This is a genomic window from Nitrospirota bacterium, assembly GCA_035516965.1.
GTDB lineage: Bacteria > Nitrospirota > UBA9217 > UBA9217 > UBA9217 > MHEA01.
In genome coordinates this window covers 20948-34875 of record DATIZR010000074.1, presented here as the reverse complement: position 1 = coordinate 34875, position 13928 = coordinate 20948, and the positions used below count along the sequence as shown (strand labels likewise).

The 13928-nt window shown below is 60.5% G+C and carries 10 protein-coding genes; 6 read left to right on the top strand and 4 right to left on the bottom strand.

Annotated elements, in window-relative coordinates:
• Positions 1-165 precede the first annotated feature (165 nt).
• From VL197_11805 to VL197_11790, 4 genes are all read left to right on the top strand, one after another.
• Positions 166-1290, top strand: coding sequence for a P-loop NTPase (locus tag VL197_11805; GenBank protein HUJ18665.1), 1125 nt, complete (start codon positions 166-168; stop codon positions 1288-1290).
• Positions 1291-1375: 85 nt separating this feature from the next.
• Positions 1376-1660 carry a hypothetical protein gene (locus VL197_11800; GenBank protein ID HUJ18664.1) on the top strand — a complete coding sequence of 95 codons (285 nt, stop codon included), beginning with the start codon at positions 1376-1378 and terminating at the stop codon, positions 1658-1660.
• 390 nt (positions 1661-2050) lie between these two features.
• Positions 2051-2716, top strand: coding sequence for an NAD(P)H-binding protein (locus VL197_11795; protein HUJ18663.1), 666 nt, complete (start codon positions 2051-2053; stop codon positions 2714-2716).
• Between the two features lie 398 nt (positions 2717-3114).
• Complete coding sequence (locus VL197_11790; GenBank protein ID HUJ18662.1) at positions 3115-6747, top strand: PAS domain-containing protein; 3633 nt, start codon at positions 3115-3117, stop codon at positions 6745-6747.
• Between the two features lie 212 nt (positions 6748-6959).
• On the opposite strand, the gene VL197_11785 is transcribed toward VL197_11790, so the two are convergent.
• The 3 genes from VL197_11785 to VL197_11775 all read right to left on the bottom strand — a co-directional run bounded on the left by VL197_11785 (position 6960) and on the right by VL197_11775 (position 11149).
• On the bottom strand, positions 6960-8495 hold the full coding sequence (locus VL197_11785; GenBank protein ID HUJ18661.1) for a DHA2 family efflux MFS transporter permease subunit: 1536 nt from the start codon (positions 8493-8495) through the stop codon (positions 6960-6962).
• Positions 8496-8717: 222 nt separating this feature from the next.
• Entirely contained in the window at positions 8718-9722 is a 1005-nt protein-coding gene (locus tag VL197_11780) for an HlyD family secretion protein (protein ID HUJ18660.1), read from the bottom strand.
• Positions 9723-9859: 137 nt separating this feature from the next.
• Positions 9860-11149 carry a TolC family protein gene (locus tag VL197_11775; protein ID HUJ18659.1) on the bottom strand — a complete coding sequence of 430 codons (1290 nt, stop codon included), beginning with the start codon at positions 11147-11149 and terminating at the stop codon, positions 9860-9862.
• Between the two features lie 148 nt (positions 11150-11297).
• Between VL197_11775 and VL197_11770 the strand changes: the two genes are divergently transcribed.
• Positions 11298-12206, top strand: a complete 909-nt coding sequence (locus tag VL197_11770) for a DUF1848 domain-containing protein (GenBank protein ID HUJ18658.1) — start codon at positions 11298-11300, stop codon at positions 12204-12206.
• A 247-nt stretch (positions 12207-12453) separates the two neighbouring features.
• Entirely contained in the window at positions 12454-13557 is a 1104-nt protein-coding gene (locus tag VL197_11765; GenBank protein ID HUJ18657.1) for an MltA domain-containing protein, read from the top strand.
• Between the two features lie 75 nt (positions 13558-13632).
• On the opposite strand, the gene VL197_11760 is transcribed toward VL197_11765, so the two are convergent.
• On the bottom strand, positions 13633-13926 hold the full coding sequence (locus VL197_11760; GenBank protein HUJ18656.1) for a hypothetical protein: 294 nt from the start codon (positions 13924-13926) through the stop codon (positions 13633-13635).
• Positions 13927-13928 lie beyond the last annotated feature (2 nt).

Sequence of the window (13928 nt, the reverse complement as noted above, 5' to 3'; positions counted from 1 at the left end):
ACAAGAGACAAGAGACAATAGACAAGAGACAAGAGACAAGAGACAAGAGACAAGAGACAAGAGACAAGAGACAAGAGACAAGAGACAAGAGACAAGAGACAAGAGACAAGAGACAAGAGACGGATCCCCTTTACTCTCCTTTCAAAACCTGTTACAGTGAACCCCATGAAAAAAGCTCACGAAAGCGGCGTCATTTTCTCCGTGGGCGGCGGGAAAGGCGGCGTGGGGAAGAGCATCCTCTCCATTGCGCTCGGCACCGCGCTGGCCCGCGAAGGCCGCAGCGTGGTGCTTGCGGACCTGGACCTCGGCGCAGCGAATCTTCACACCTACCTCGGCATCCTCGGCCGTACGCCGACCATCGCGGACTTCATCCTGAACAAGGTGCCCTCCCTCGAGAACCTGGTCGTCGAGACGCCGGAGCGGAACCTCGGTCTGATCAGCGGCGCCGAGTTCGTGCCGGGCATCACGAGCCCCGCGCACTGGATAAAGCTCAAGCTCATGCGCCATCTGCGGGCGCTCCCGGCCGACTACATCATCATTGACCTCGGCGCGGGCGTCCACTTCAACACCCTCGACTTCTTCGGCATCTCTGACCGCGGCGTTGTGATCACGGCGCCCGAGCCCGGGGCGGTGATGAACGCCTACAGCTTTATCAAGGGCGCGCTCTTTCGCAGGATGCAGAACATCTTCAAGAACCACCCGGACATCGCGGCAATCATCGAGGCCGAGACGAAGACCGCGGGCAGCGACAGACGGTTCACGCTCGAATGGTTCGGGGAGACGCTGGAGCGCGCGGCCCCGGACCTCCTGCCGATCCTGGGCGAGATCGAGCAGTCCTTCACCCCGGCGCTCGTCATCAACCGGGCGCCCCAGGGCCAGACGCACCTCCTGGTGAAGAACCTGATCGCCCTCTGCACCGAGAAGCTCGGGGTCTCTCTCGATCACGTGGGCGACCTGCCCGACGTGCGCGAGATCTCGAACCACTTGCTGAACGTACCCCGGTTCTTTAACTTGTCCGAGGGCGCGTCCTACTACGGGGCCGCGCGGGAAATCGCCGCCCGGCTGACCCAAGGGGGAGCCGCCGGGCAGGAGAAAAAGGCCGGCACCTTCGATTTCAGCGACGAGGAGCGTGAGGAGATCCTGCGTTTCATCGACACGCTCGACGAGCGCGTGTTCAGCGCTGCGACCAGGAACACCTGGAAGCTGCGGCTGTTCTTCAAGCCCTCCGACGTTATAGGGTACCTCGTCAGCCGGGGCGTGACCCACCGGCTCTTCTCGAACTCCGCCTGATGGCATCCTGCAGCGCTTCATGGCGGGTACATAAAACTGGAACTTTAGGTTGACAACAGCAGGCCGCCATCTTTATAGTGTCTGCATGCGGTGGAAAGCCATCATCGTTCTTGCCGCGATCGTGCTCGCGTTCGCGGCGGCGCCGCTCACGCTGCAGGTCGTGGTCGCTGACAACCGCGTGAGGATAGGCACGCTCGATGTGTGCCATTCCGCGGTCCCTGCCCTCTCCTTGAACGGCGACATGCCGTTCCTGAGCGCCGGGATCGAGCATCACACGCCCTTCTCCGCAACAGCGGACGCAGTCCTTCCCGAGGCAAAGCATTCCCAAATCCTCTTCACCGATCTGACCGAACAGCCGCCGAATCAGTAGTGCATTTCCTGTCGCAGCATAATGAGGACAGCATCGTGGAGCTTACCTATCTGCGAGCGGTCCTGCACAACCTCTACGGGACCCAGCTGGGGGAGACCTACAAGGCTGTGAGCGGGGTGACCTACCTGTTCTGAACCACGGGCGTCTTGCAGAGACGTTCTGCGATGTCACGCTGAGCACAGAGAAGGGTCTTGATCCAAGGCATCAGGACGAGTTCCGCGAAGGGTCCCGCCCTTTCATAGACGCAACCCTCACTTCGCTCAGGGTGAGAAAAAAGCAAAAGGCTGCCCGGAACCCGGGCAGCCTTTTTTACGGTGACGTTCCTTGTCCCGAAGTGAAAGTCAGCTATACTTTATCGCAGGAAGGCAGCCAGTACACGGGGGTGCACTTATGAATAGCGGTGAGGAGACTAATCAGCGGGTTGCTCTGCTTGCGGGCGCGACAGGGCTTGTTGGCAGCGAGATCCTGCGCCTGATTTCAGACGACGAAAAAATCGTGGAAGTGCGGGCGCTGGTGCGGCGGCCGCTGCCGGAGGAGGACAGACGGCCGTGCGTCCGGGAACTGGTGACTGGCTTCGATGACCTGAAGGACCATCCCGATTGGTTCAAGGTCGACCTTGTCTTCAGCGCTCTCGGTACAACGATCGCGAAGGCCCGCTCTCCGGAAGCCTTCCGCAGGGTTGACTTCGACTATCCCCTCGCCATCGCCAGGGCGGCGCGCGCTGCGGGCGCCGTCCATTTTCTGCTCGTGAGCGCCCTTGGAGCGGATCCCCGTTCACGCTTCTTCTATAACCGGGTCAAAGGCGAGCTCGAAGAAGCGGTTATTGCTCTCGGCTTTCCTTCGGTCACGATCGCACGTCCTTCGCTCCTCCTGGGAGACCGGAAGGAGCGCAGGTTCGGTGAAGAGTTTGCCAAAAGGTTCGCCTGGCTCGCGCCGCCAGGGTATGCGCCCGTGCGGGCTTCCCAAGTGGCTGCGGCGCTCGTGCGGGCCGCGCGGGAGGCCGCACCGGGAGTGCAGATACTGGAGAACAAGCGTTTGCGGTTGTCCGGCAGGTAATGCCGTCTGTTCCTGCCATCCACACTCAGTGGGCCAGGGCCGAAGTCCGCCGACCTTTGTAATATTTATGTATCCCCCCATTGGCTGTCAATGCGAGCCAAAGTCGTACTAACATCCTGTTCGTCAGGCCGCCTCGGCTAAGACACTTTTTCGCAAGCCGAGAACGGTCTCATATTGCTGATATTCATAAAACAATGCCTGCCGACCCTTGCATCATTCCGGCTTGCGAAACCGCCAGAAGTACGATATTATTATCCTATTGGGTGGACAGGCAGCACATTGCTTTTTCATCCAGGTTAAACCCTTCCCTAGCTCTATCGCTCGATGCTGAACGTGAGATTATCCTGCGCCCGAAAAAGACCATAGGGTATCCTGATCCGCCCCGCGTGAGGAGTATCATGCCGCCGTTGAATAAGAAAGGCCTGGATAAAGCCACTACCTTTGCCATCGTGCGGAGCGTGCTGCTGTACGCGGTGTTTGCAGCGGCATGGATCTTTGCGTCCGACACCCTGCTTGGCCTCGTTATCGCCGATCCCGGGCTGATGACGACCGTCAGCATGCTCAAGGGCTGGGCCTTCGTTGTGGTCACGTCGCTGCTGCTCTTTGTTCTGATGAGGCGCTTCGCGCGCCGTCTGGATGCCGGCGGGAGAGAATCGCCTGCAAGCCCGCCGGAGTTCAGGGGGGCGAGGGCGCTGTGTATCGAAGATCAGGGGCGGGCGATTTCCTCCGGACTCTTCATCGGTTCCGATGTCAAACCCTTGCTCCTCCCGGTCTCCCTCCTGGCCGTTGTTATCATCGCGGCGGGAGCCGGCGGGGTCTGTTACGCCGTGCGTCAGCAGAAGAACAGGGAGGTCGCGCGGCTCCAGGCCATCAGCGAACTCAAGGCCGGCCAGGTCTCGAACTGGCTCTCGGAACGCCATGCCGATGCCGAGACGATGCACAGCAACATCATGATTCCCGAGCTCTATCAGCGCTGGCAGAGCTCCGGCGACAAGGCCAGCCGTGCGAAGCTGCTTCAGCTGCTGGAAAGCTACCGGAGCTCCTTTTCCTTTGACGACGTTCTGCTGCTCAACAGCAGGGGAGAGGTGGTTCTGGCAGCCGGTAAGCCCGGCACGCGCTCCACTCCTGAACTGCACGGAACAGCGCTCCGCGCCATGAGCGAGGGGCGGGTCATGAACACCAATCTCTACCGTGTTGAGAATCCACAGCCGTCCCGCATTTACCTTGATTTCGTAGCCCCCCTCCCAAAGGCTCATGGCCTGACCAGTCTGGCGGTCGCCCTGCGAGTCGATCCCAGGACCTTTCTCTATCCTTACATCCAGGCCTGGCCGATTCCGAGTGCAAGCGCCGAGACCCTGCTGTTCCGGCGCGATAGCGGGCAGGTGCTGTTTCTCAACGAGCTGCGCCACCAGAAAGACACTGCCCTCAAGCTTCGCATTTCCATGGAACAGACGGACCTGCTGGCGGTGCAGGTGCTTCAGGGCAGGGCAAAGCAGGGGAGCGCAATCGAGGGTATCGATTACCGCCCGGTGCCGGTCATGGGCGTGGCGCGGGCGATCCCGGGTACGGACTGGTTCCTGATCGCCAAGCTGGACAAGACCGAGCTTTACGCTGCTGCCAGGCGTGAGGCGGTCTGGATCAGTCTGGTTACCCTGCTGGCGCTGTTCATCGCTGCGGTCGCGCTTTTCCTGTTCCGCCAGCGCGGAGAATTGCAGCTATCTCTCGTGCAGCGCCAGGAGCAGTTGGAGAAGCTCCGGGCCCTTCAGCTCCTCGATGCCATCGCCGAGAGTTCCACCGACGCCATCTTTGCCAAGGACCGTGAAGGCCGGTACCTGCTGTTCAACAAGGAAGCTTCCCGATTGGCGAACAAGGCCCGGGAGGAGGTGCTCGGCAAAGACGACCGGGCGCTTTTCCCTCCGGCCGAGGCCGAGAAGATCATGGCCAATGACCAACAGGTGATGGCCGCGGATGAGGTCAGGACCTATGAGGATCCTCTTACAACGGCCGACGGCGTTAGCACGTACATGGCTACCAAGGGGCCGCTTCACGACGCCGACGGCAACGTGATCGGCCTGTTCGGCATCTCCCGCAACATTACCCGGCGCAAACGGGCGGAAGAGGTGCTGCGGAAGAGTGAGAACATGCTGAACACGGCGCAGCGCATCGCCCGCCTCGGCTCCTGGGAGCTCGACATCGCGAACAACGTGCTCGCCTGGTCCGACGAGACCTTTCGCATTTTCGAGGTCGATCCCGGGTTCGGCGCATCCTACGAGGCCTTCCTGGGCTCTATCCATCCCGATGACCGGGAGGCCGTGAATAAGGCCTTCCGGGATTCGCTCCGGGACCACACCCCCTACAGCGTTTCCTATCGCCTCTTGATGAAGGACGGGCGGGTGAAACACGTCAACTCGCAGTGCGAAACGTTCTATGATGAGTCGGGAACGCCGCTGCGCACCCTGGGTACGGTGCAGGATATCACCGAGAGCGTCCGGGCCCAGGAGGCGCTGAAGCATTCCGAAGAGTTCATCAAGAACATCCTCGAGAGCGTTGACGAGGGCTTTGTGGTCATCGATCCCGAGTACCGGATCATATCCGCCAACAGGGCGTTCTGCGAGCAGTCGGGAATGACCCTGGAAGCGATCATCGGGAAGCCCTGTTATGCAATAACGCACCGCGTGCATGCGCCCTGCCATGAGCTCAATCAGGCCTGCGCATGCAGGCGCACCTTCCTGACGGGAGAGCCCGCAGTCTCTTCCCATATGCATGCGGACCATGCCGGCAACCCCGTGCATGTGGAGACAAAAACCTATGCCATGAAGGACGGGTCCGGAAAGGTCAGCGCCATTATCGAGATCGTCAACGACATCACGGAAAAGAAGGGACTCGAGGATCAGCTCCGCCAGGCGCAGAAGATGGAGGCCATCGGCACGCTTGCCGGCGGCATCGCCCATGACTTCAACAATATCCTGTCGGCGATCATCGGCTATGGTCACCTGGCCCTCATGGCGATGAGGGAGGACGATCCGCAGCGGGTGAACATCCGTCAGATGCTGGAGGGCGCGGACCGGGCCGCGCAGCTCACGCAGAGCCTTCTTGCTTTCAGCCGGAAGCAGATCATCGACAGAAGGCAGGTCGATCTGAATGCAATTCTCAGGAAGGTGGAAAAATTCCTCGTGCGCATCATCGGCGAGGATATCGAGGTCAGGATGTCCCTGAGCGGGGGGCCGGTCACGCTCTTTGCGGACGCAAACCAGCTGGAGCAGGTCTTTATGAATTTTGCGACGAATGCTCGGGATGCCATGCCGAAGGGCGGCACGTTCCGGATCGAGACCGCGATCGCGGAGCTGGACAATGCGTTCATACTTGCCCATGGCTTCGGAACCCCCGGCGCCTATGCAATGGTCACGGTGGTCGACACCGGCATCGGAATGGACCAAGAGACGCAAAAACGGATATTCGACCCCTTTTTCACGACCAAGGAAGTCGGCAGGGGAACGGGGCTCGGCCTCGCGATGGTGTACGGCATCGTCAAGCAGCACGACGGATACATCACGGTGCACAGTGAGCCCGGCGAAGGAACCACGTTCCAGGTGTACCTGCCCCTGATCTCGGCGGAAGCCGCACCTGAGAAAAGCGCGGTCTCTTTCGAACAGCCAAAGGGCGGCACCGAGACGATCCTTTTCGCGGAAGACGATGCCGTCCTGCGGGAGCTCACGCAGGAGGTGCTCGAAGAATCGGGATACCGGGTGATCGTCGCTCACGACGGCGAGGACGCGGTGATAAAATTCAACCAGAACCGCGACCGGATCCAGCTCCTCCTGTTCGACCTCATCATGCCGAAGAAGAGCGGGAAAGAGGCCTTTGACGAGATCAGGAGGATGAAGCCCGGGATGCCGGTGATCTTCGCCAGCGGATATTCCGCCGACATGCTGCATCAGAAGGAGCTGCTCGAGGAAAACGCATCGGTGCTGTTCAAGCCGCTGCGGCCGAGTGATATCCTGAAAAAGGTCCGTGAAGTCCTGGACCGCTGAGGATCCCTTCCCGGCCGAAGACGGACAGGACCGCCTTCCTTACCGGCGCCAGATTTACTCCCCTCCCATCACCCCCCAGAAGCATTCTCATGCGAACACATCTGAACGTGCCCCGCCCTCCCATCTCGTTGCTTTATTACCCAAGGCAGGCAGGGTCCTCTCCGCGGCTGCGCGGCTTGAGCGAAGGGGGGGTCTGAAATGAGTCTTTTGAATCAGTGCGCGGCGGGCGGACCGGCTGCCTGCGCCGGGGCGCGCTGCATGATGAACACGAGCGGGAGCACGCAGAGGATCAGGATGCAGATGGTCAGGAAGGCGTCGGTGAAGGCCAGCGTGTTCGCCTGGCGGACCAGTTCTCCGTAGAGTGCGCCGTCGGCGCCCGAGGGCGGCAGCCCCCTTGACGCAAGCGCCGAGCCGAACCGCTGATGCGCGATCTGGTAGGCCGGATCGAACGGCGAGAGGTGCTCCACGAGGCGGGACTGGTGGAACTGCGCGCGCCGGGAGAGCATCGTCGTGGTGAAGGCGATTCCGACGCTGCCGCCGAGGTTCCGGAGCAGGTTGTACAGGGACGTTGCCTCGGTCATGTTCTCCTTCGGGATGTGCGACAGCGTCATGGTCGTGAGCGGTATGAAGGTCATGCCCATGCCGAGCCCGAGAATGACACGGGGCCAGACAAATGTCCAGAAGTCCGCCGTCATGTTGAACCGGGACATCTGGTAGGTGCTGTAGGCGCAGACCAGGATCCCGAAGGCAAGGATCCGCTTGGGGTTGACCTTACTGATAAGTTTCCCCGCAAAGGGCATGGTGAACATCGTTGCGAGCCCGCCGGGGCCGAGCACGAGCCCCGCGTAGAACGAAGTGTACCCCATGAGGCTCTGGAGGAAGATGGGCAGGAGCACGATGCTCCCGAAGAGGTTCAGGAATACGAAGAACATCACCGTGGCGCCGCTCGTGAAGGTCCGGTCCCTGAACACCTTCAGGTTCACGATGGGGTGTTCGGAATAGTATTCGTTGATCAACAGCAGGACCAGCGCCACGGCCGAGACGATGGCGAAGGCCACGATCAGGTTCGACCCGAACCAGTCCTCGCTCTCACCCTTGTCGAGAACGAACTGGAGCGAGCCGAGGCCCACCGCCAGGAACAGGAGCCCCCAGTAGTCGATTTTCATCTTCTGGCGCTGCATGTAGGGCGGGTCCTGGATCACGATGCTGTTCATGATGATGGACAGGATGCCGATGGGGATGTTGATGTAGAAGATCCAGCGCCAGGACCAGTTGTCCGTGATCCAGCCTCCGAGCAGCGGGCCCACGATGGGGCCGAGCATGGCGCCCATGCCGAAGATTGCCATGGCGGTGCCGTGCTTCTCCCGCGGGAAGCTTTCGAGCAGGATCGACTGGCTGATCGGCACGAGCCCCCCTCCGCCGATGCCCTGCAGGACCCGGAAGAAGACGAGGCTCTGGAGGCTCCAGGCCGAGCCGCACATGAAGGAGCTGAACGTGAAGAGGGCTATGGACGCGATCTGGTAGTTCTTCCTTCCGATGAGCCGGGCGAGCCAGCCGGCCATGGGGATGACGACCGCGTTCGACACGAGGTAGGCCGTGATGGTCCAGGTCGACTCGTCAAGGCCGGCGGAGAGCGAGCCCCGGATGTGGTTCAGGGACACGTTCACGACCGACGTGTCGATGATCTCGATCAGCGTCGGCAGCATCACGGTAAAGGCGATGAGGCCGCGACTGGCTCCCGGTTTCATGGAGATTCCTTCTCACTTCATAAAAAATTAACCAAAGAGATCACAGCTGACACCGAGGAACAGCGAAAGAACGAAATCGCTTGCGTTCTTATTTAACCACAGATGGACACGGATGAGAACCGCGGGAGCTATGTTCGTACGCGGCTTCGCCGCATGGATGCAAACTCTGGTTTGTAACGTCCTGGCAGCAGCAGGGTATGTTCATCTGTGGTTGCACGGTAGTTATTTTGCGATCACCGTGGGCTCCGCGGACATGCCGATCCTGAGGACATGGTCCTTGTCCTGGCCCTGGTCGAAAACGATCTTGACCGGGATCCGCTGCACGACCTTCACGTAATTGCCGGTGGCATTCTCGGGCGGGAAGAGCGAGAAACTGACCCCCGTACCGGCCATGATGCTGTCGACCCTGCCCGTGAACTTCTTTCCCGGGTACATATCGACGGAGATGGTGACCGCCTGACCCGGCCGGATGTTCGTCATCTCGGTCTCCTTGAAGTTCGCCGTCACCCAGATGTCCTGCAGCCCCACAACGGCCATGAGAGGCTGGCCAGCCTGGATCTGGTTGCCGAGCTGGGCGGATTTTTTTGCGATGTAGCCGTCCGCGGGCGCGTAGATCTTCGTGTACTGGAAGTTGAGCCCGGCCAGCTCCGCCGTTGCTTCCTTTTGCCGGGCCGTGGAGGCCTGCGTCAGCCGCTGCGATTCCGCGGTGCGCAGCTGCTCTTCCGCCGCCTTCACCTGGGCCGCTGCCACGTCATAGTTCGTCATGGCCCGGTCGTACCGGTCCCGGGGGAGGACCTCTTTCTGGAACAGGCTCTCCGCCCGCGCCTTCTCGATCTCGGCGAGCTTGAAGTTGGCACGCTGCAGTTCGAGGTTTGCCTGTGCCGCCGCGATCCGGTTCTCCATCTCGGACAGCTTCGCCTTTTCGGCATTCGCGCTCGACGACGCCTCGCGGTACCGGACGCTGTAGTCCTCCGGATCGATCTCGAGCAGGAGGTCGCCCTGCTTCACGTGCTGGTTGTCGTCGACGTAGATCCTCTTCACCGTTCCATTGATCTTGGCCGCGATGGTGTGGATATTGCCGTCGATGAAGGCATCATCGGTCGAGACATGGGTCCTGCGGTACTGGGAATAGAAGTAGCCGAGGATCGCCCCCACGATCACGACGATCCCGACTATGATGAACGCCTTTTTCTTTTTTCCGTTGTTCGCTGCCTGCTGTTCCGCCATGCTGATCTCCTTGCTCTTGATTCACGATCCCGTTATCGGAACGAGGCCGTATCGACGGACACCGACCCGGCGCCGTCCCGGCGCATACGGCGGAACCGGGACCCGAACGGGCAACCTCCCCGCATTCAGGGAAAACGCTACTTCCCATACATTCCCGTAAGGTCCCTGCCCATTGCGTAGAGCAGGCCCGCCTCGGCCCGGGCGAACCCATACCGGGCCTTCCAGGTGCCGGTCCCCGTGGCGGTCAGGAGCGTCACCGCATCGAGCACTTCCGTTGCCGTACCCACGCCTTCCTGGTACCGGAGCCGCTGCAGGCGGAGGTTCTCCTCGGCCTGGGTGACCGCCGTCTTCGTCACTTCGATCTGCTGCGTCGAGCTCTGGAGGTTGAGATAGGCCCCCTTCACGTCGAGCCGCACGGCGTCCAGGATCTTGTCCCGCGTTGCCCTGAGCGATGCCAGCTCGCTTGTTCCGATGTGGACCCGCGCGCTGGTTGCCCCCCCGGAGAATAGGTTGAAGCTTGCGCCGGCAATGAGCGACCAGTTCCGGGGGTAGACCATGAACTCATTCTCCTGGTACTGGTACCCCCCCGACAGGTAAAAGGTGGGGAGATATTCGGCCCGGGTGGATTTGATGCTCTCCTCCTTCGACAGGATGTCCGAATCGAGCGCCTGGAGCTCAGGGCTCTCCGCCTCGGCCACGGCCCAGGCGGCGTCGAGGGTGATTCCTGCCGACGGGCTCTCCCTGACCTCTTCCGGCTGAACGGGCTCGTCCAGGTGGCGCAGCAGGAGGCTGTTGACCCGCGATGCCAGGAGGGACCGGCTGTTCTCGGCAACCAGGTAGCGCTGGCGGGAATCGGCGAGCGCCACTTCGGCCTGGAGTACCTCGTTCCTGGTCACTACGCCGCCGGCATAACGCACGTCCGCGTCGTGCTTATGCGCCTCGTACTGCTTCACCTCTTCCGCGGCCACCTGCAGCAGCTTCTCGGACTCGAGGAGATCATAGTAGACGAGAATGAAATCGAGCGCAGACCGGTTCCGTGTCCGCCGGGTCTCGATCTCGCTCGCCTTGAGATTATAGCCGGCCGCGTCAATGGAAGACGAGGTCTTCCCGAAGTCATAGAGCAGCTGGTTCGCGGTTACGCCGTAGGTGAGGAACTGGTCCTGCGACGTGGGAGCCACAACGGAGCCGAAACGCGCCGTGGGCTGATACCTGAGACGGGTCTCGTTGCCGTAGACGCTCACCTGCGGGAGCCAGGGAGAACGGGCGAGGGACACGCCGGCACGCGCGGCGTCCTCCTGCATCCGGGCGATCTTCACGTCCCTGCCGGAATCGGCCACGATCCTGAGCCCTTCCTCGAGCGTCAGGGCCCCGGCTGCGGACGGGATCAGGATCGAGCACAACAAGGCTATGATGGGAAAACGTCTCATAGGGCTCCCTCGGCGATTTCCGGAGATAATGTAAGTGCTCACTATAATACGATAAAACAAATAAAAAGAAAAGGGGTCATCTGTGACATTTTTCTTCACAACCGGCGCGCTCGGATTTATAGTATCACGTGCTCAGGGAGAAACAATCATGGCCCAGGTGATATCGGCCAGCCGAAGGACGGATATCCCCGGATTCTATTCGGAATGGTTCGTGAACCGGCTCAGGGCCGGCTTCGTCTATGTCCAGCAGCCCTACTCCGGACGGATGTCACGTGTCTCGCTCCTCCCGGGGGACGTGAACGCGCTGGTCTTCTGGTCGAAGAATTATGGTCAGCTCCTGGGCAGGCTGGAAGATGTCGAGAAGACTACGAGGAACCTCTTCTTCCACTTCACCATCACGGGGAACCATGAGCTCGAATTCCACGTTCCGGACCCCAGAGAGGCGGTCGGGGACTATATCCATATCGCCCGACGCTACTCGCCGGACCACATCATCTGGCGGTACGATCCGGTCTGCATAACGGACAAACTGTCCTTCGAGACGCACCAGGAGCGCTTCGTGCGGTGCGCCGAGCTTCTGCAGGGGCATGCGAAGCAGTGCATCATCAGTTTCGCCCATCCCTACCGCAAGGCCATCGAAAACTTTAAAAAGTACACCGACCACGCCTTCGTCGATCTCTCGGGGGACGTGAAGCGGGCATATGCCGAGAGGCTCGCGGAAAAGGCAGCCCGGTACGGGATCAGACTCATGGCCTGCTGCAATGACGGGCTCGTATCGGAGCAGATCGGGAAGGTGCGCTGCATCGACGGCAGGCGTCTCTCGCTGCTTTTTGGCAGCCCCATCGATGTCCGGGCAGCGGCGTCCCGCAGGGAATGCGGGTGCACACGGAGCACGGACATCGGCGCCTACGACACGTGCGGCCACGGGTGCCTGTACTGCTACGCGAACAGCGACAAGGACAGGGCCCGGTCCCTCCAGCACCGGCATGAGCCGGAGTGGAACTCGCTCAGGGCGGATGTGCGGGAAGTGGACGGGGGACTGGACCGCAAGGGTTGACAGCAGCAGGCCGTGGCAGGGGTGGCAGAGATGTAAAGCGTGATGAAGCAACGCTGTCCAGTCTCCGCCGCACCGGCTGTTGACAAGAAAGGGAAAAAGCCATACAGTACCGCATCAACACCTATCGTCGAAACCTGGGAATCCCATGAACGTCCACTACCCACTAAAACGTATCGCCGCGATTCTCCTCCTTGTTCTGCTATCCTCCTGTGCGCGACCGGTGTTGGTTTCGAAACCAGAAGACGCTTTGGAGCGGATCTCCTGGTGGCGCGCTGCTGCGCCGAATGATGACCGCGGGTTCAGGGACATGAGCGGCGCCGCGCGGCAGAGCCTGGAGTACTACCGGAAACTGCCGCCGGACACGGTGCTCCCCTTCGGCTCCGATCATGTGACCGCCCTGGATATGACCCTGACGATCCAGAACTTTCTGCTCATCATCGAGAACGGATCCCTGAGCGAGGCGGAAAAGGCCAGGCAAATCAAGAAGAATTTTATTCTCTACCGGTCAGTGGGGTCGAATGGCCGCGGCAGGGTGCTCTTCACCGGGTATTACGAACCGCACCTGTCCTGCAGGCTCGCCGCGGATGACGTCTTCCGGTATCCCCTCTACCGCCGTCCCGACGATATCATCGAAGTGGACCTGACCCAGTTTGGGAACGGGTTCCCGAAGAACAAGCTCCTCGGCAGGCTCGAGGGGAAAAAGGTGATCCCCTACTTCTCGCGCGAGGAGATCGACCGGAAGAACGCGCTGGCAAAGAAGGACCTGGAGATCTTGTGGTGCAACGACCTCGTGGACATTTACTTTCTGCAGGTCCAGGGATCGGGAAAGGTCGACCTCGGGGACGGCATGGTGTTGAGCATCCTCTATGACGGGGGGAACGGAAGACCCTTCAAGGGAGTGGGCAGCTATTTAATCAATTCGGGCATTATCCCGCGGGAAGCGATGTCCATGCAGATGATCCGCCAGTACCTGCGTGATAATCCTGAGCAGATCCGGGACATACTGACCCAGGACCCCAGCTATATTTTTTTCAAGACCGGGAGCGGACCATCGGTGGGAAACATCGGCGTGCCGCTCACGCCGTTCCGCTCAATTGCCACGGACAGCAAACTCTTTCCCAAGGGCGCGCTTGCCTTGATCGCCACGGAGAAACCCGTGATCGAGAACAACATCATCAGAGGGTGGGTGCCCTTTACGCGTTTCGTCGTGAACCAGGACACCGGGGGCGCCATCAGGGGTCCGGGCAGGGTCGACCTGTTCTGGGGCCAGGGGCCGGAGGCGGAACTGGGCGCGGGATACATGCAGCAGGAAGGGGAGCTCTATTTTCTGATGAGGAAGAAGCAGGAATAGTTCCTAACCCGGACAAGCCGAATCAGAACCAGAAGCTAAAGGCGTCTCTCGCGGAGCACGCGGAGGACGCAGAGTTTAGAACCAAAACCCGAAAGTCTTTCCTGGCGAATTATTTTTTGGTTTTCTCTGCGAGCTCTGCGCCTCTGCGAGAAATTTTCTTGCAGTTTTGTAAAGAATTTGACTTGTTAGTTCCTCAAAGCCATGCACGAAAGCCGAAGCAGTATCACGAGCAGGCTTTAGCCGTTTTTGCGAGAGATCCCGCGCCGTCATTGCGAGCCGAAGGCGAAGCAATCTCGCTTTGTGGCCCGGGATAAACTCCGCAATATCGGTTTTAGATAAATCAAGAACTTCGAGATTGCCGCGTCGCAAAA

Excerpts from the sequence above, each read along its gene's own strand:
- VL197_11790 (HUJ18662.1), top strand. The coding sequence starts at position 3,115 with ATGCCGCCGTTGAATAAGAAAGGCCTGGATAAAGCCACTACCTTTGCC.
- VL197_11795 (HUJ18663.1), top strand. The coding sequence starts at position 2,051 with ATGAATAGCGGTGAGGAGACTAATCAGCGGGTTGCTCTGCTTGCGGGC.
- VL197_11805 (HUJ18665.1), top strand. The coding sequence starts at position 166 with ATGAAAAAAGCTCACGAAAGCGGCGTCATTTTCTCCGTGGGCGGCGGG.
- VL197_11785 (HUJ18661.1), bottom strand. The coding sequence starts at position 8,495 with ATGAAACCGGGAGCCAGTCGCGGCCTCATCGCCTTTACCGTGATGCTG.
- VL197_11780 (HUJ18660.1), bottom strand. The coding sequence starts at position 9,722 with ATGGCGGAACAGCAGGCAGCGAACAACGGAAAAAAGAAAAAGGCGTTC.
- VL197_11775 (HUJ18659.1), bottom strand. The coding sequence starts at position 11,149 with ATGAGACGTTTTCCCATCATAGCCTTGTTGTGCTCGATCCTGATCCCG.
- VL197_11770 (HUJ18658.1), top strand. The coding sequence starts at position 11,298 with ATGGCCCAGGTGATATCGGCCAGCCGAAGGACGGATATCCCCGGATTC.
- VL197_11800 (HUJ18664.1), top strand. The coding sequence starts at position 1,376 with ATGCGGTGGAAAGCCATCATCGTTCTTGCCGCGATCGTGCTCGCGTTC.